This window comes from Nocardia sp. NPDC059228 (genome assembly GCF_042754245.1).
GTDB lineage: Bacteria > Actinomycetota > Actinomycetes > Mycobacteriales > Mycobacteriaceae > Nocardia.
On sequence record NZ_JBHZAL010000012.1, the window covers coordinates 192,943 to 209,262 of the forward strand.

The window sequence follows — 16,320 nt, forward strand, 5'->3', positions numbered from 1 at the left end:
ATGTTCTCCCCATCATCGAATGACCCAGCCGGAGAATGAGTTCGGAGACCGCGAGTAGCCACAGCCTCCTCACCCCCCGAGGCCGGTAATGGATGGGCCCGTTTCGCCCCTCTCCAGAGTGAGCCGGCCCGACCCGAAGGGCATGAGTACTCGGCTACTCGAATCGGCGCGTCGGCAATCAGGCAGCATCCGGAGAACCACCGGCGCCGAGATCAGACGAGGCGGTGCCCGCCGTCCACGTGCAGGACGGTGCCGGTGACGAAACCGTTGCCGATGACCGAAAGGACGGCGGCCGCAATGTCGTCCGGTCGCCCCAACCGCCTCGCCGGCAGCTTCTCGGCCATGGCCGCCAGCCGCTCCTGCTTGTCCTCCCAGGGCATGGACTCCCAGATATCGGTCAGCACCCAGCCGGGCGACACCGCGTTCACCCGAATCGGGCTCAGCTCCACCGCCAGCGCCCGCGTCAACCCCTCCAGCGCGGCATTCACCGCCGCCACCATGGCCCCGCCGACCGCCGGGCGGTAGGCGGCGATCCCGGAAATGAAGGTGAGCGAGCCGTTCTCCGTCAACCGCGCGTGCTTGGCCAGCAGCATCGACCCGATCAGCTTGGTCTCGAGAAAGCCGCGCCCGTGCTCGAAGTCGAAGGTGGCGACGGGTCCGTACGCCCCGGCCAGATCGGCGGCGGTGGTGATCACGTGATCGACGGTCCCGACGGTCTCGAACAACCGCGAAACCTGTTCCTCGTCAGCGACATCCGCGACCACGGCACTCACCTTCCCATCCCCGAGCTCCCGCACCGCGTCGGCCAGCCGCTGCTCCGACCGGCCGACGATGATCACCTCGTTGCCCGCCGCCAGCAGGGCGTCGGCGATCGCCTGGCCCATACCGGAGCCGCCGCCCACCACGACCGCCCGTCCGACCTGTGTTCCGAATCCGTTGTCTGTCATGCCATTCAGCAAACCGGCGGCGCGCACCCCGCGTCCACGACGCGCGGCCGAACAGCCGTGAGGCCGGGGCTAACACCGCAGGCCGGCCGCGTGTGTCAGGGCTCGAACGCCGCGAGCATGGCTGCCGGCGCCCGCTGGTCCGGCGAACGCGGGCACCTCCGGCGCGGTGGCCGCCAGATCGAACAGCCGCTCGTTCAGACCCCGCGCCGGGGGCGGGCCCACGCCGTCGGCCCACATGGTCACCGCGCGATCGAGCAGGCGGCTGCGGCTGTCGCCGCCCGGGTCGTTTCCCGAAGTCGAGGCCCGGGCGGGCACCGGTCAGCTGGAACCGAGGCGGAGGCCGCCGGCGAGGGCGTCGGCCATGGTGTGCAGCAGGGGGTTTCGGGTGGTGGTGCGCCAGGCGGCGGCGTAGGTGATGACCAGGGGGCGCGGTTGCAGCGGCCGCCAGACCAGGCCGGGGACCGTCGCGGTGCGGGCGGAGCCGACACCGATGGCCCCGGGGCGGAGCGGCAGCAGCTGCAGCATCTGGGCGTGGCTCATGGCGCTGTCGCTGAGGACGACGGTCGCACCCCGCTCACGCAATTGCGACAGCACCGAGTCGTGGACCTCGGGGGCGGCGTCGCGGGCGAACATGATGAGTTCGTGGTCGCCGAGGTGCGCCGGTTCCACCGAAACCGCTGCCGCGAGCGGGTGTTCGCGGGACATGACGATGCCGAGCTCCTCGTCGGCGATGGGGGTGCAGGTGAGGTGATCGGCCAGCCGGACCGGCATGCGCAGCACGGCCAGGTCGACCTCCTCCCGATCCAGCAACCGCGCCTGGTCGCCGCTGGTACCGGTGGAGAGCGCGATGCGCACCCCCGGCTGGCGGGCCTTGAGCAGCGCCTCGAGCCGCCCCGGCAGCCAGGCGGGGGCGCCGTTCACGATGCCGAGGCGGAACACCGCATTGCCCGGCTGGGCGATCGCGCGGGTCTCGCGCAGCGCGGTCTCGGCCGCCTCCAGCACATTCCGGGCCGTCTTCAACAGCACCTCACCCGCGGCAGTCAGCTCCACGCCATGACTGCCGCGAATCAGCAACGGTCCGCCGACCTCGCGTTCGATGGCCCGGATCTGCTGGCTCAACGTCGGAGTGGAGATGAACAACCGCTCTGCCGCGCGCCGGAAATGCAACTCCTCCGCCACCGCCACGAAGTACCGCAACTGCCGCAATTCCACCCTTGAAGAGTAGGCGGCCACGCGGGCGCGCGAACAACCCGACGGGCACCGGAATCGCCTCGGAATTCGAGGGCTCTACGCCCAGCCCGGGCTCGGGGCGGGTGAGGTGACGGTGGCCCAGCGTTCGGCGATGCGGCGGCCCTGGAAGCGCCACAGTACGAAGCCCTGGAAGCTGAGCGGCTGCCCGGTGGCGCGGTCGGTCCAGCGCCAGATGTTGCGGCACATCACCCGGTCGCCCTCGGCGAGCATCTCCACCACCGTGACGTGCAGGCCGGGCATGGCCTCGTACATGCCGAGCATCATCTTCTCGTCGCCGATCAGATCGGTGGGGCGCCCGCCCGGACCGTCGTGGTCGACGAAGTCGGGGGTCATATTGCGGTGGATCACAGCGGCATTGCGCCGGTTCACGAACTCCTCGAAATGGTCGGCGACGAACTGCTTCATGGATTCGAGGGAGAGGTCGGTGGGCATCTTCGCCTCCTCTGCGCGGCCGAGCGACCCTGTCCATGGTGCGCCCGGTCGCCCACGCGGCGTGAGGGATTGGGCAGCGCGGTGTCGGCGATTGGGCAGTGCCACGTCAGAAGAGACCGCTCGGTGCCATGCCAGAAGACCTGCCACCTCATAGATTCGCGGGGCGGACCACCATGACCGAGGAGGCGCGTTTGCCCGATTCCTGGAGCAGCGCGATGGCGTGCCCCTCGGGATCGACGGCGGCGTAGACGCCGGGCAGGCCGATCGGGTCCAGCCAGCGGCCGTTGCGCAGATCTTCGGCCTGGGCGGCGGTGATGTCGCGGACCGGGAAGGCGGTGCGCACGGCCGTGTCGATGTCCAGGCTCAGCAGCGGTTCGCCCGCCTCGGCGGCCGCGGCCAGCTGGTCCAGGGTGCGGGCGTGTTCGAGGGTGAAGGGGCCGACTCGGGTGCGGCGCAGCGCGGTGAGATGGCCTCCGACACCGAGCTTTTCACCGAGGTCGCGGGCCAGCGCACGGATGTAGGTGCCGGAGGAGCACTCCACCTCGACGTCGAGATCCACGAATCGGGTTGTGCCGGTGTCGATATCGCGGCGGGCGAGGACGTCGAAGCGGCTGACGGTGACGGGGCGCGCGGCCAGCTCGACGTCCTCACCGGCGCGGGCGCGCGCGTAGGCGCGTTCGCCGTTGACCTTGATGGCGCTGACGGTGGCGGGCACCTGCTGAATGTCGCCGGTCAATGTGGCGATGTGCGAGGCGATCTCGGCGTCGGTGAGATGCCCGGCCGCGGTGGTCGCGGTGACCTCGCCCTCGGCGTCGTCGGTCACGGTGGACTGCCCGAGCCGGATGGTGGCGGTGTACGCCTTGGTGGTCAGGATCAGCTGCCCCAGCAGTTTGGTGGCCCGTTCCACGCCCAGCACCAGCACGCCGGTGGCCATCGGGTCGAGGGTGCCGGCGTGCCCGACCTTCTTGGTGCGCAACAGCCTTCGGCTCTTGGCGACCACGTCGTGGCTGGTCCAGCCGCCGTCCTTGTCGACGATCAGCAGGCCGCCGAAGGCGTCGACCAGCGGCGGCAGCTTCTCACGCTTGGCCTGCACCGCGCCCATCAGGCCTCCACGATCGCGGTCAGGATGAGGCCGTCGCTGATCAGCCAGCGGCCGTCGAACGAGGTCAGCGGACTGCCGCCGTCGGTGACCGAGCCGGGGACGAGCAGCTCGGTGTGGAAGGTGCCCGCGCCGCCGCCCGCGGACTCCTCGTCCACGGTGAAGGTGATGTGCGCGTCCTCGAAGCCCAGCCACCGGCCGGTGAGCGGGAACCACGCCTTGTAGGTGGCCTCCTTGGCGCAGAACAGCAGCCGGTCCAGGTGCAGATCGGTGCCGGGCAGCACGGTCCGCAGCCATTGTCGCTCGGGCGCCAGGCTCACCGAGTCCAGCACACCGTCCGGCAGCTGACCGTGCGGTTCGGCATCGATGCCGATGGACCGGAAGCGCAGTTTGTGGCCGAGCGCGGCGGCCCGGTAGCCGTCGCAGTGGGTGAGGCTGCCGACGATGCCGCGCGGGAACACCGGTTCACCGGTGCCGCCCTTGCCGATGGCGACGGCGGGCTCCCCCAGCTGGGCCAGCGCCTGCCGGGCGCAGTAGCGCGCGCCGATGAAGTCCCGGCGCCGCTTCTCGACCGCGCGGGCAATCAGGTGCTCCTCGCCGGGGTGCGGTTTCAGGTCCTCCGGGTACGCCGTCAGTTCGGCCGCGGCGACCCCGTTGGGCAGAATCCTGCCGAGTATGCGCGCCGACTCCGTCGCCGCGACTGCCCGCTCCTCGATGACCCGCCTCCTGCTCGCTTCCGGCACTGCCGAATCGAGCCTACCGGGCGGGCGCGGGCCGCTCCGCCGGTCGTCCGGGAGCAGTCTTCGCCGGACACCGCCGCGGGTCCGTTGCTAGGCTTTTGCCAGCTCATATCCAATCCGCAGTCCGCAACCATCGCGGCGCTCCCGGCGAGTCCGCGAGGCAGGAGGCGCGATATGACCGTCGAACCATCGAAGCGGACCGGCCCCGCGCCGGCCGGATTCATCGGACCCGCCCGCACGATGACCACCCTGCGCGTCAACGGCCACGACCACTACATGGTGCTCGAACCCCGCACCAGCCTGCTGGACGCACTGCGCGAGCACCTGCACCTGACCGGCACCAAGAAGGGCTGCGACCAGGGCGCCTGCGGCGCCTGCACGGTGTGGATCGACAATCGGCGGGTGCTGGCCTGCCTGACCCTGGCGCTGACCGCCGAGGGTCGCGAGATCACCACCATCGAGGGCGTGGCCGACGGGGACCGGCTGCATCCGGTGCAGCGGGCGTTCCTGGCGGCCGACGGATTCCAGTGCGGCTACTGCACTCCCGGCCAGATCATGTCGGCCATCAAATGCATCGAGGAGGGCCACGCCGAATCCGAGGCCGAGATCGCGGAGTGGATGAGCGGCAATATCTGCCGGTGCGCGGCCTACCAGAACATCCGGGAGGCCGTCGGCCGGGGCCGGGATGCCCTGCGGCGCGAGGACGGTGAGCTGCCGTGAAATCCATCTCCTACGCCCGCCCGACCACCGTCGAACAGGCGGTGAGCACCGTGACCTCCAGGCCCGCAACGGTTTTCCTGGCGGGCGGCACCACACTGGTGGACCTGCTGCGCACCGGCGCGCTGGAACCGGACAATGTCGTGGACATCACCTGGCTGCCGCTGGGCGGAATCCAGCACACCGCCGACGGCGGGCTGCGCATCGGCGCGCTCGCCACCATGGGCGAGGTGGCGGCGGAATCCGGTGTGGCCGAACGCTATCCGTTCCTGTCGCAGGCGCTGCGCCAGGGGGCGTCGGCGCAGTTGCGGAACATGGCGACCATGGGCGGCAACCTCATGCAGAAGGTGCGGTGCTCGTACTTCCGGGATCCCGCCGGCGCCTGTGACAAGCGCGATCCCGGGTCGGGCTGCGATGCGATCGACGGGTTGCACCGGGGGCACGCGGTGCTCGGGACCGGGCAGCGGTGCTTCGCCACCCATCCCTCGGATGTGGCGGTCCCGTTGACGGCCCTGGAGGCGACGGTCACCGTGTGGGGCCCGCGCGGGGAACGCGCGATCGCCTTCGACGACTTCTTCCTGCTGCCCGGCCGCACCCCGCAGCTCGAGCATCCGATCGCCCCCGACGAACTGATCACCCGCATCGATGTGCCCGCCCTGCCCTTCGCCCGCAACTCGCATTATCTGAAGGTGCGCGACCGGGAGTCCTACGAGTTCGCGCTCGCCTCGGCGGCGGTCGCGCTGAGTGTCGCCGACGGCACGGTGCTGGATGTGCGGATCGGGCTGGGCGGTATCGCGACCAAACCGTGGCGGGCCCGGATCGCCGAGCAGTTGCTGATCGGGGTGTCCGCGACCCGGGAGAACTTCGACAAGGCCGCGTCGACCGAACTGCAGGGCGCGGACACCTCGCATCCCATGAACGCCTTCAAGGCGGAGCTGGCGCGGCGGACGCTGGTGCGGGCGCTGGAAACGGTGTCACCGCAACCACTTTCGGGAGCGACACGATGACCGCCACCACGGCCCGGCCGCTGATCGGGCAGGGATTCGATCGGGTCGACGGGCGCGCCAAGGTCACCGGGGCGGCGCAGTACACCGCCGAGGTGCCGCTGCCCGGGCTGGCGCACGCGGTGATCGTGGGCGCGCGGATCGGCAGCGGCACAGTGCTTTCCATCGACAGCGGGCCCGCGCTCGCGGCGGGTGCGGTCGCGGTGTACACGCACGAGAATCTGCCGAAGGTGGCGGCCATCCCGTCGCAGTGGCCGTCCGGCTTCGGCGGTCCCGCGCCCGGGCAGACCTTCTTCCCCTTGCAGGACACCACGATTCACTACTACGGCCAGCCGATCGCCGTGGTGGTCGCGGATACCTTCGAGTGCGCCCAGCACGCGGCCGAGCTCGTGACGGCCGACTACGACGCGCAGCAGCCGCTCATCCGGCTCGAGGACGGACGCGACGCGCAGTATCAGCCGAAGACGGTGTTCTGCGGTCTCGTCCCGGCCGTGCAGTCGCGCGGGGACTTCGAGGCGGCGGCCCGCACCGCGGTCCACACCGTCGACGCCACCTACCATTTCGCCGCCAACCACCACAATCCCATCGAGTGCTCGGCCACCGCGGCGAGCTGGGACGGCGACACCGTCACCGTGTACGACGCCACCCAGGGCGTGAGTGCCACCCAGGCCACGGTGGCCGCGTACCTGGGCATCTCGCCCGCCAATGTGCGAGTGGTCGCGCACTACGTGGGCGGCGGCTTCGGCGCCAAGGCCCTGATCTGGCCGCATGTCACGCTCGCGCCCATGCTCGCCCGGGAACTGGGCCGCCCGGTCAAGGTGGTGCTCACCCGCGAGCAGATGTTCTACGGCACCGGATTGCGGGAGGAACAGGAGCAGCGGGTCACGCTGACCTGCGACGGCGAGGGGACCTTCACCGGGTTGCGGCACCACAAGCTGTCCGTCACCTCACCGTTCGACGACTGGGCCGAGGTGTCACTGGGCGTGGCCGGGCAGGCGTACGCGATTCCGAGCTGGGACGGACAGTATCGCCTCATTCGCGGCAACCTCATGTCGCCGACGTTCACGCGCGGGCCCGGCGAGGCCTCCGGCATGCTCGCCATGGAGTGCGCCGTCGACGAGCTGGCCGCCGACATCGGCATGGACCCGATGGCATTGCGGTTGCACAATCACGCCACCATCGACCCGGCGAGCGGGCATCCGTGGAGTTCCGACGGGTACGCCGAATGCGTGCGCACCGCCGCCGAACGCTTCGGCTGGTCCAGCGAGACCGGGCGCGGCGCCCCGCGCGCCGACGGCCACTGGTTGCTCGGCTGGGGCATGGCCACCGCCGGATACCCGGTGTACGAGCCGGGACAGCCGCAGCGCGCCCATGCGCGGCTGCTCGCCGACGGGGCGCTGATCGTGCAGGCGGGCACCCAGGACTTCGGCACCGGCGTGGCCACCGCCATGGCGCAGGTCGCAGGGGACGCCCTGGGCGTCGAATTCGACCGCATCCGAATCGATATCGGCGATACCGACTACCCGAACATCGCGGCGGCCGTCGGATCGATGGGTGCGGGCATGATCAGCGCGGCCGTGCACACCGCGTGCACCGACCTGCGCGGGCAGTTGATCGCGCTCGCGGTCGGCGATCCCCAGTCGCCGCTGCACGGGCGGATTCCCCCGGAGATCGAGGCGCGCGGCGGGCGGCTGCGGGTGCGCTTCAATCCCGCTGTCGGCGAGACGTATTCGGCGCTGCTGGCCCGGCACCATCTCACCGACCTGGAGACCATCGGCACCTGGCACCCGCCCACCGGCGATCTGCCGTTCGGGCGCATCAGTTTCGGCGCGCAGTTCGCCGAGGTGGCGGTTGATCCGGAACTCGGGCTGGTCCGGGTGCGGCGCATGGTGGGGGCCTTCGCGCCCGGGCGGGTGCTCAATGCCAAGCTGGCGCGCAGCCAGGTGCTGGGCGGCATGAACTGGGGGCTGTCGCAGGCGCTGCTGGAGGCGACGCTGCCGGATGCGCGCACCGGCGCGTGGGCCAATCCGTCACTGCTGGAATATCTGCTGGCCGTCAATGCCGACGCACCGGAGGTCGACATTTCCTTCGTGGAGGTCAACGACGCGATCGTCAACCCGCTGGGTGTGAAGGGGCTCGGCGAGCTCGGCATGATCGGCGCGGCCGCCGCCATCGTGAATGCGATCGCGCACGCCACCGGTAAACGCATCCGCGAGTTCCCGGTGCGCATCGAACACCTGCTCTGAGAACCGGTGTCTCACGGGTGAATCGGGCCGGCCGCCACGGCAAGCGGCCGGCCCGAGTCACCGGGTGTCAGGCCAGGCCGCGGCGGCGTTCGGCGGCTTCCTTCATCTTCAGGGCGGCGGCCTGCATTTCGGGGGTGATCTTGAAGTGGCCGCCCCACTCGTTGAGGGTGTCGCCGTAGTCGGGGACGGGGAGGATCTGGCGCAGCAGTTTGTCCGGGAGGCCGCGGCGCTGCCATTCGCGGGGATAGCCGAGGGAGACCTCTTCGAAGCGGACGCCGTCGTACCAGGTGGTGCGGGGGATGTGGAGGTGGCCGTAGACGGCGCAGACCACGTTGTAGCTGGTGTGCCAGTCGGAGGTGAGGTCGGTGCCGCACCACAGGGAGAACTCCGGGTACCACATCATGTCGACCGGCTTGCGCAGCAGCGGGAAGTGGTTGATCAGCACCAGCGGGGTGTCGGCGGGCAGGGCGTCGAGGCGGCGCTGGGTGTACTGGACGCGGGCGTGGCACCAGGCGTCGCGGGTCAGGTACGGCTCGGCCGAGAGCAGGAACTCGTCGGTGGCCACCACATTGCGGTCCTTGGCGATGGCCAGACCCTCGGCCTTGGTCTTCGCGCCCTCCGGCAGCCAGGAGTAGTCGTAGAGCATGAACAGCGGGGCCAGGGTGACCGCGCCGCCGAACTCCTCCGCGCCCGCGCCCTCCCACACCGGGAACGGGTCCTCCGGTGTGACGACGTCCACATCGCGGCACAGCGAGACCAGGTAGTCGTAGCGGGCCGCGCCGTGCATCTGCACGGGATCCTTTGCGGTGGTCCACAATTCGTGATTTCCGGGCACCCAGATGACCTTGGCGAACCGGCCTCGCAGAGTCTCCAGGGCCCAGCGGATGTCATCGGTCTTCTCGCCGACGTCACCGGCCAGAATGAGCCAGTCCTCGGGGGAATCCGCGCGGATCGCCTCGACCACCGGTTTGTTGCCCTGATGACCGACATGGATGTCGCTCACCGCCATCAACTTCGGAATCACCCAGCTCCGCCTCTCTGTTCGCGACCGGTCCTCGCAGCAACAGACCCGGCCCCCACCAGATTCCCATGCGGGGCCACAGCGGCTCTCAGCGCACCCAGCGAATCCGGGCGTCCGGGCCGAATCCGGCGGCGACAGTGAGAGTTCCGGCGGCATCGCGCCGGCAGGAAGCCACGGCCACGTGACAGGGCCGCGGGATCTCGGACGGGATCCTGACCCCGCCGTCGATCTCGTAGCGCATATTGGTGACCTTCCACCGGCGCGCCCGGGGATCCCCGGGATCCACCGGCGGGCCGTCGGGGCGGGCCACCACCATCACCTCGGTGACGCCGATCGGCCATTCGAAGACCAGCAGCCCGCGCTGTTCGGTCAGGCTGCGCACGGTGGGCATACCGCTGGGCCGATCGCCATCGGGCCCGCCACCCGCGGCATCCGGCTCGCCGCCCTGGGCCGGATCGCGGTCCGAATCCCCATCGGACCGGGCCATTTCGGAGGCCCGGCCGGAGACGGACGCCACCACCCCGTACACCGGCACCAGCCCGGTCGGCGCCCCGCCGTCCTCCAGCGCGGTGCCGCGGGTGCGGCCCACCACCCGCCACGACCCGTCGGCCAGCAGCCGCGTGACCCGGTACTCCACCTGCGTGGTCCGCGACGGGAGCCAGGTGATCACCACCGTCCCGTCCGGCTTGCGGCGCACCGTCACCGTTCCCGGCGCGCCCACCTGCAATTCGGCCAGCGCCGCCAGCGCCTCGGCATGGTCGGCGCACACCTCGAGCACGGCCCGCACGGCCTGCATGCGCAGTCCCGGATCCGACGGCAGCGCCTCGAACAGCCGCCCGGCCTCCATCACCGCCGCCCGCGCCCGCCCGATCAGCAACTCCCGGCCGGCTCCCCGCGGATCAGGATTGGGCACATCCTCCGCCCGCCGATCCAGGAAATCCAGATGCTCGCCCAGCGCCTCCACGAACCGCCGCCCCGCACAACAGGACACGGCCGCCCGCCAGTGCACGGCCGCCTCCGCCAGCACCCGCTCGACCTCTTCCCCCACCGCCCGCACCGACCGCGCCCCCGGGCCGTCGTCCCCGACCGCGCGCCGCGCATCCGTGACGAATGCGGCCGCCTCCCTGGGTCGTCCCGCCCGCAACGCGGCCCGCGCCGCCCGCAACGCCGCCTCCCCCGGCCGCCCCGCACCCGCCCCGCCCGTATAGGGCGTCCGCTGCCACTGCGCCGCCTCCGGCGCCTCTCCACGACCTCGAGCAGGTGCGCCATCGCCAGAATTCCATTGCCCGCCAACGGTTCCCGACGAGCAGCCCGCGCTTCCGGCAGCGGTCGCCGCATCCCGGTCCGGGCCGAAGCCACCCGCCGAGTCGCCGGAGGCGGCCGGACCCTCACCATGAGGGTTGCTCGCGAGGTCGGGGCCGAATTCGCTTCCGGCGGCCGCGCCGGTCCCCGATGGAGCACCATTCCCCGTCGAGCGGGTCGAAGTCGTTGTGGCGGAGCTGGTCTGCGCGGGCCCACCGGGGCGGAGTGGGGCGGCGAGGTGTTCGCGGCCTTCGACGGTGGTGCCGAGTTCGTCGGTGAGGGTGATGAGGATGCGTTCGGCGGCGGCGCGGTCGAGACCGGCGGCGATGGCGACGCCGAGGAGGTAGTCGAAATCCGCTGCCACCAGGAGGTCTTCGACCAGTACGGCGGCGCGGACCTGGGGGCGGAGCTGGTCGGTGACCGTCTCGGTGATGGCGAGGAGGTAGGCGTCGACCATGGCGCCGCCGGGCTCGAGCAGGTCACCGATATGGATGAGCAGTTCGTCGAGGACCACGCGGATCCGGCCGGGCGGCAGTTCGCGGGTGCGGGCGCGCAGGGCGCCGGCGCGCAGCCGGATCTCGTTGGTGTGGTGGGCGGCGGCGAATTCCATGCCGAGCAGGGCCAGCAGGGTGGGAACCGGATCACCGGGAAGCAGGCGCTCGTATTCGGCGAGGAGCGCGCGAATCTGCCGGCGGCGTTCGGAGCTGAGGGCGGGCGCGGCGGACGGCGACGCCGGCGGGGGCGCCTCGTCGATGATGCGGTGGCGGCGTACCCGGGCGGCGATCTCGGCCACGGTCAGCCCGCCCATCCGGCCGATGTCCTCGAGGCCGGGGATCTTGGCGGCGGGAATGCCGCCGTGCCGCGCCACCAGCCGCTCGATGGCGGCGTCGAGCATCTCGTAGCGCTCGGCCTCCCGCCGGGCCCGCAACTGCGTCACGCGATCGGCCTCGACCAGCCGGGAACCGGTGTGCAGCAAGGGTTCCGAGAGTTCGGCGTGCGCGTCCACCAGCAGCCCGGCCAGCACCCGGTACTTGGGATGGTCGCGCAGCTTCTGCCAGAACGCCCAGACCGCCTCGATCCGCGCCGCCACCTCGGCGTCGCTCAGCCGCGCGGCCTCCGCGAGCGGAATGTCGTACAGCTCGAAGGCATCCGACTCACCGAGCCCGCCCCGGCGTTCGACGGCAGCGAGGACCCGCTTGCGGTAGTCATTGGAATCGAAGGCATGCATGGCTTGTCGTGGACAGCGTATACCGGTCAGGAGTTGCGACGCCGGGTGCGCTGCAACTGATCCAGTTCGCGCTCCACATCCGCCTGCGACAGGGTGGCCCCGGTCTGCACCGAAAGCGTCAGCGGCAGATCGGCATCCACATGGTAGGCGGTCACGTGCAGCACGCCGTCGAATCCCATCTCGAAGGTCACCCGGACTTCACTACCCTCCGGATACCCGGGTGGAATGTCCCGAATCCTGCCCTCCACCAACACCTTCGTGTCCTCGGGCCGCGTCGACGCCGCCTGCCCCTGCTGCTCCACGATGGTCAGCTCGATCTGATCCTGGTCCGCCCGCACCGTCCCGTAGGACCGCCGCACGCGAATGGGCAGGGTTTGATTGCGATGCACCAGCCAGCTGGCCGCCAGCCCATTGAACGGATCCAGCGCCAGCACTCCGAAGCCACGCGACACCACCGTGTCCACCTGGATCTCGATCATGCGGCGCACCAGGCTCACCGGCTGCCCGAACGAATCGGCCACCCGCGCCAGCGAGGCCTCCAGATCAACGGGATCCGCCTCGCGCAGCCCGGCGCCGTCGCGTAGTCGCCCACGGGTCACCAGATCCGCGGCCACCAGCCGCTCCATCTCCAGCTTCTCGCCGTAGAGCGCGGCCCCGCGCGCCACCGACAGATCCGGATCGCGCAGCTCACCGACCAGCCCGAATTCCTTGTGCAGCTGCTCGGCGACCATCGGCATCCGCGACGAGCCGCCGACCAGCAGCAGCCGATCCACCTGCCGGACCCCGCGCTGCCCGGCCGCGGCCAGCACCGCCTTGGTGAGATCCACCGTGCGCCGCATGAGCGAGGCGGTCATGGCCTCGAGTTCGCCGCGGGTCAGCGGGATCACCGCCCGCGCGCCGTCGTGCGCGATCACCACCTCGGTGCTGTCGGCGGTGGTGAGCTCACGTTTGGCCTGCTCGGCCGCCAGCACCAGCAGTTGCGAGCCGACCGAATCGTCCAGGGGGTCTTCGGCATCCGGATTAGCGGCGCAGAACTGCTGGGACAGGTGCAGCGCCAGCCGCTCGTCCCAGTCCGCGCCGCCGAGCTGATGATCGCCCTCCACGGCCAGCACCGAGATGCGCCGGTCGGCCAGTTCGATGACGGTGGCGTCGAAGGTGCCGCCCCCGAGGTCGTAGACCAGCACCGTCTCGCGCGCCGGCGACGCGCCGATCTCGATGCCGCCGTCCAGCCGCCCGAAACCGTAGGACAGCGCCGCCGCGATGGGTTCGGACAGCACGCCCGCCACCTCGAATCCGGCGTAGGTGCCGGCCTGGATGGTGGCCCGGCGCTCCTCGTCGCCGAAGTAGGCGGGCACCGTGATCACCACCCGCCGCACCGGCTCGCCGCCCGCGAATTCGGCATCGGCGGCAAGGCTTTTCAGAATGAGAGAGGAGACCGCGGGCGCCGACCACAGCTGCCCGTGCGCGCCGAACCGCCACTCCGCATCTCCCATACGGCGTTTCACCAGCGTGCACACGTGATCGGGATCGAGGCGGGCCTGCCGGCGCGCGCCCTCCCCCACCACATGGTCGGTGGCGGAGGCGAACAAGACGACAGACGGGACGGTCGGTTCCCCATTGAGCCCGATCAGCACCTCCGGCCGGCCGTCCGCGTCAATTGTCGCGATTGCCGAATTCGTTGTGCCCAGATCGATTCCATAGACCCCCACGACGGCGATGGTAGCAGCCGGGACCGACTACCGGGTCTATCGTTCGAGCATGACCGATCCAGCCCCGGCGGCCACCCTCCCGGCCCTGCCCGCAGTGCCCGCCCCGACCGACCTACCGGCCACGACGCTCGACCGCATCACCGAACGCATCGACGACCTGGCCCGCGTCATCGCCCGGCAGGCCGCCACCATCGAGCGACTGGCCGACGAGGCGAAACTGAAGATCCGCGACGAGCGCGCCGAAGCCGACGCTCCCCTGATCCGCGACCTGTTCGCCCTGCACGGCCTGGCCCAGACCTTCGCCTCCACCACCGATTCGGAGCCGGACCGCCAGGGCTTCGAGACCATGAGCCGCCGGGTCGAGCGCATGCTGGCCGAGCGGGGCGGTGAGCTGGTGACGCCGTTCCGGGGCACGGACTTCGATCCGGACACCATGGAGGCCGCCGAGCTCACCGACACCGACGATCCGGCCGCCGACCGGACCGTGGAGTCGGTCATCCAGCCGGGGCTGACGATAGGAGATCGGTCCATCCGGCCCGCGAAAGTCGTTGTGCGCCGGTATCGCAGGGCCTGACCGGCCCCCGCCGCCCGAAACTGACACTTGTTCCAATAAGCACAAGTGCTTAACCTCGGGCTCATGACCTATTCCGCCGCCACCGCGATCGTCACGGGTGCCGCCTCCGGCATGGGGAGAGCGCTCGTGACCCGGTTGCTGCAGCGCGGCGCGTGCGTCTATGCCGTCGACCGCGCGGTGGCGGGCCTGGACTCCCTGGCCGCGAGCAGCGCCGGCGACCTCACCACCATGGTCGCCGACGTCACCGACCGCAGGGCCCTCGCCGACGTGGTCGAGCGCGCCGTCGCCGAGCACGGGCGGCTCGACTTCATGTTCAACAATGCCGGCATCGTGGTCGGCGGCGATTTCGCCAAGATGACCGATATTGCCTGGAACCAGATCGTCGACGTCAACTTCTGGGGCGTCGTGCACGGCACCCAGCTCGCCTACGCGCGCATGCTCGACCAGGGCGGCGGGCACATCGTCAATACCGCCAGCAGCGCGGGCGTCCTGCCGGTGGCGCGATCGGTCGCCTACACCGCCACCAAGCACGCCGTGGTCGGCCTGAGCACCGCGCTGCGCGCCGAGGCAGCCGAACACGGCATCAAGGTCAGCGTGGTGCTGCCGGGAGTGGTCGACACCGGAATCTTCGACAGTGCCGTGAATCTGCCCGGCTACGACTATCGCGCCTCCATCGACAAGCTGCCCTTCGCCAAGGTGAAGCCGCTCGCCGCCGCCGACGCGATTCTCGACGGCGTCGCGAAGAACAAGCAGTACATCAGTTTTCCGGCCTACAACCGCCTCATCATCGGGCTCAACCGGCTCCTGCCCGACGTGATGGCGCCGATCATCAATCGCGGAGGACGCCCATGAAACAGCACTATCGCAGCATCGATGTCGGCGAGCCGATGACCCGATTCGCCCGGGGCTGGCACTGTCTCGGGCTGGCCGAGAGCTTCCGGGACGGAAAACCCCACTCGGTCAACGCCTTCGGCACCAAACTGGTGATCTGGTCCGACAGCAAGGGCGAGCTGCACGCCCTCGACGGGTACTGCCGGCACATGGGCGCGGACCTCGCCTACGGCAGCGTCAAGGACGACAATATCGCCTGCCCTTTCCACGATTGGCGCTGGCGCGGCGACGGTAAATGCGCCGCCATCCCCTATGCCCGCCGCGTTCCACCATTGGCGCGCACCAGATCCTGGATCACCTGCGAGGAGAACGGGCAGTTCTTCGTGTGGAACGATCCCGAGGGCAATCCGCCGCCGCCCGAGGTCGCGATCCCGCACATCGAGGGCATCGACACCGACGAGTGGAGCGACTGGGACTGGAACACGCTGCTCATCGAGGGCGCGCACTGCCGCGAAATCATCGACAACAACGTCGATATGGCGCACTTCTTCTACATCCACTACGCGTACCCGGTGTATTTCAAGAATGTGTTCGAAGGGCACGTCGCGACGCAGTTCCTGCACTCCAAGGGGCGACCGGACGTGCACGCGAAGTCGAACTACTCGCAGGAGATGTCGCTGTTGCGTTCGGAGGCTTCGTATTACGGGCCGTCCTACATGATCAACACCCTGCACAACGACTTCGGCGACAATACGGTCGAGGTGGTGCTCATCAACTGCCACTACCCGGTGACGCACAATTCCTTCGTCCTGCAGTGGGGTGTGAGCGTGCAGCGCATCAAGGGCCTGCCGCCGGAGAAGTCGGAGAAGCTGGCCAAGGCGTTCGGCAAGAGCTTCGGCGTCGGATTCCTGCAGGACGTGGAGATCTGGAAACACAAGACCCGCATCGACAATCCGCTGCTGACGCAGGAGGACGGGCCGGTCTACCAGCATCGGCGGTGGTACGAGCAGTTCTATGTCGATGTCGCCGACGTGAAGCCGGAGATGACCGACCGGTTCGAATACGAGGTCGACACCACCCACGCCAACGAGAACTGGCAGGCCGAGGTCGCCGAGAATCTCGCAAGGCAGGCCGCCGCCCAGGCGAACGGCGCGCCCGACTAGCTCCGGGGGGTGGCCGGGGCATACTCCGCCTCGGCCGCCGATCCCGCTGCCGCCGA

The 16,320-nt window shown here is 70.2% G+C and carries 15 protein-coding genes; 6 read left to right on the forward strand and 9 right to left on the reverse strand.

Annotation, left to right across the window (positions count from 1 at the left end; all coding sequences use genetic code 11):
* Window positions 1–212: 212 nt before the first annotated feature.
* The 6 genes from ACFXKA_RS20455 to npt form a co-directional block, all read right to left on the reverse strand.
* A complete protein-coding gene (locus ACFXKA_RS20455; RefSeq protein WP_354839226.1) occupies window positions 213–947 on the reverse strand; it encodes an SDR family oxidoreductase in 735 nt (244 codons plus the stop codon).
* Between the two features lie 69 nt (window positions 948–1,016).
* Window positions 1,017–1,262 carry a hypothetical protein gene (locus ACFXKA_RS20460; RefSeq protein WP_379428419.1) on the reverse strand — a complete coding sequence of 82 codons (246 nt, stop codon included), beginning with the start codon at window positions 1,260–1,262 and terminating at the stop codon, window positions 1,017–1,019.
* A gap of 3 nt (window positions 1,263–1,265) precedes the next feature.
* A complete protein-coding gene (locus ACFXKA_RS20465; RefSeq protein ID WP_354839220.1) occupies window positions 1,266–2,159 on the reverse strand; it encodes a LysR substrate-binding domain-containing protein in 894 nt (297 codons plus the stop codon).
* A gap of 75 nt (window positions 2,160–2,234) precedes the next feature.
* Window positions 2,235–2,630 (reverse strand): ester cyclase, encoded by a 396-nt coding sequence (locus ACFXKA_RS20470; RefSeq protein ID WP_379428420.1) that lies wholly within the window; start codon window positions 2,628–2,630, stop codon window positions 2,235–2,237.
* A gap of 148 nt (window positions 2,631–2,778) precedes the next feature.
* Entirely contained in the window at window positions 2,779–3,732 is a 954-nt protein-coding gene (truB, locus tag ACFXKA_RS20475; protein ID WP_379428421.1) for a tRNA pseudouridine(55) synthase TruB, read from the reverse strand.
* Window positions 3,732–4,406, reverse strand: coding sequence for a 4'-phosphopantetheinyl transferase Npt (npt, locus tag ACFXKA_RS20480; RefSeq protein ID WP_354839713.1), 675 nt, complete (start codon window positions 4,404–4,406; stop codon window positions 3,732–3,734). The genes truB and npt overlap by 1 nt, the downstream gene beginning before the upstream one ends.
* Window positions 4,407–4,643: 237 nt before the next feature.
* Here npt and ACFXKA_RS20485 point away from each other — a divergent pair, with 237 nt between their 5' ends.
* Genes ACFXKA_RS20485 through ACFXKA_RS20495 form a run of 3 tightly spaced genes read left to right on the forward strand, consistent with a single transcriptional unit; the run spans window position 4,644 to window position 8,436 of the window.
* Window positions 4,644–5,189, forward strand: coding sequence for a (2Fe-2S)-binding protein (locus ACFXKA_RS20485; protein WP_379428422.1), 546 nt, complete (start codon window positions 4,644–4,646; stop codon window positions 5,187–5,189).
* Window positions 5,186–6,193 (forward strand): xanthine dehydrogenase family protein subunit M, encoded by a 1,008-nt coding sequence (locus ACFXKA_RS20490; RefSeq protein WP_354839211.1) that lies wholly within the window; start codon window positions 5,186–5,188, stop codon window positions 6,191–6,193. The genes ACFXKA_RS20485 and ACFXKA_RS20490 overlap by 4 nt, the downstream gene beginning before the upstream one ends.
* Window positions 6,190–8,436: a xanthine dehydrogenase family protein molybdopterin-binding subunit gene (locus tag ACFXKA_RS20495; protein ID WP_379428423.1), complete on the forward strand. Its 2,247-nt coding sequence runs from the start codon at window positions 6,190–6,192 to the stop codon at window positions 8,434–8,436. The genes ACFXKA_RS20490 and ACFXKA_RS20495 overlap by 4 nt, the downstream gene beginning before the upstream one ends.
* A gap of 67 nt (window positions 8,437–8,503) precedes the next feature.
* Here the strand turns inward: ACFXKA_RS20495 and ACFXKA_RS20500 are convergent, their stop codons facing one another.
* The 3 genes from ACFXKA_RS20500 to ACFXKA_RS20510 form a co-directional block, all read right to left on the reverse strand.
* A complete protein-coding gene (locus tag ACFXKA_RS20500) occupies window positions 8,504–9,460 on the reverse strand; it encodes a metallophosphoesterase (RefSeq protein ID WP_354839205.1) in 957 nt (318 codons plus the stop codon).
* A gap of 85 nt (window positions 9,461–9,545) precedes the next feature.
* Entirely contained in the window at window positions 9,546–11,987 is a 2,442-nt protein-coding gene (locus ACFXKA_RS20505; protein WP_379428424.1) for an Ig-like domain repeat protein, read from the reverse strand.
* A 26-nt stretch (window positions 11,988–12,013) separates the two neighbouring features.
* Window positions 12,014–13,696, reverse strand: a complete 1,683-nt coding sequence (locus tag ACFXKA_RS20510; protein ID WP_379428425.1) for an Hsp70 family protein — start codon at window positions 13,694–13,696, stop codon at window positions 12,014–12,016.
* A gap of 49 nt (window positions 13,697–13,745) precedes the next feature.
* Here ACFXKA_RS20510 and ACFXKA_RS20515 point away from each other — a divergent pair, with 49 nt between their 5' ends.
* The 3 genes from ACFXKA_RS20515 to ACFXKA_RS20525 all read left to right on the forward strand — a co-directional run bounded on the left by ACFXKA_RS20515 (window position 13,746) and on the right by ACFXKA_RS20525 (window position 16,264).
* On the forward strand, window positions 13,746–14,270 hold the full coding sequence (locus tag ACFXKA_RS20515) for a nucleotide exchange factor GrpE (RefSeq protein ID WP_354839196.1): 525 nt from the start codon (window positions 13,746–13,748) through the stop codon (window positions 14,268–14,270).
* Between the two features lie 63 nt (window positions 14,271–14,333).
* Window positions 14,334–15,122 carry an SDR family NAD(P)-dependent oxidoreductase gene (locus ACFXKA_RS20520; protein ID WP_379428426.1) on the forward strand — a complete coding sequence of 263 codons (789 nt, stop codon included), beginning with the start codon at window positions 14,334–14,336 and terminating at the stop codon, window positions 15,120–15,122.
* Window positions 15,119–16,264, forward strand: coding sequence for a Rieske 2Fe-2S domain-containing protein (locus ACFXKA_RS20525; RefSeq protein WP_354839190.1), 1,146 nt, complete (start codon window positions 15,119–15,121; stop codon window positions 16,262–16,264). The genes ACFXKA_RS20520 and ACFXKA_RS20525 overlap by 4 nt, the downstream gene beginning before the upstream one ends.
* Window positions 16,265–16,320 lie beyond the last annotated feature (56 nt).

What these genes read in the sequence shown, in the direction of transcription:
- ACFXKA_RS20455 (WP_354839226.1), bottom strand. Translation starts at nt 947, where the DNA reads ATGACAGACAACGGATTCGGAACACAGGTCGGACGGGCGGTCGTGGTG.
- truB (WP_379428421.1), bottom strand. Translation starts at nt 3,732, where the DNA reads ATGGGCGCGGTGCAGGCCAAGCGTGAGAAGCTGCCGCCGCTGGTCGAC.
- ACFXKA_RS20485 (WP_379428422.1), top strand. Translation starts at nt 4,644, where the DNA reads ATGACCGTCGAACCATCGAAGCGGACCGGCCCCGCGCCGGCCGGATTC.
- ACFXKA_RS20505 (WP_379428424.1), bottom strand. Translation starts at nt 11,987, where the DNA reads ATGCATGCCTTCGATTCCAATGACTACCGCAAGCGGGTCCTCGCTGCC.
- ACFXKA_RS20470 (WP_379428420.1), bottom strand. Translation starts at nt 2,630, where the DNA reads ATGCCCACCGACCTCTCCCTCGAATCCATGAAGCAGTTCGTCGCCGAC.
- ACFXKA_RS20525 (WP_354839190.1), top strand. Translation starts at nt 15,119, where the DNA reads ATGAAACAGCACTATCGCAGCATCGATGTCGGCGAGCCGATGACCCGA.
- ACFXKA_RS20520 (WP_379428426.1), top strand. Translation starts at nt 14,334, where the DNA reads ATGACCTATTCCGCCGCCACCGCGATCGTCACGGGTGCCGCCTCCGGC.
- ACFXKA_RS20515 (WP_354839196.1), top strand. Translation starts at nt 13,746, where the DNA reads ATGACCGATCCAGCCCCGGCGGCCACCCTCCCGGCCCTGCCCGCAGTG.
- ACFXKA_RS20495 (WP_379428423.1), top strand. Translation starts at nt 6,190, where the DNA reads ATGACCGCCACCACGGCCCGGCCGCTGATCGGGCAGGGATTCGATCGG.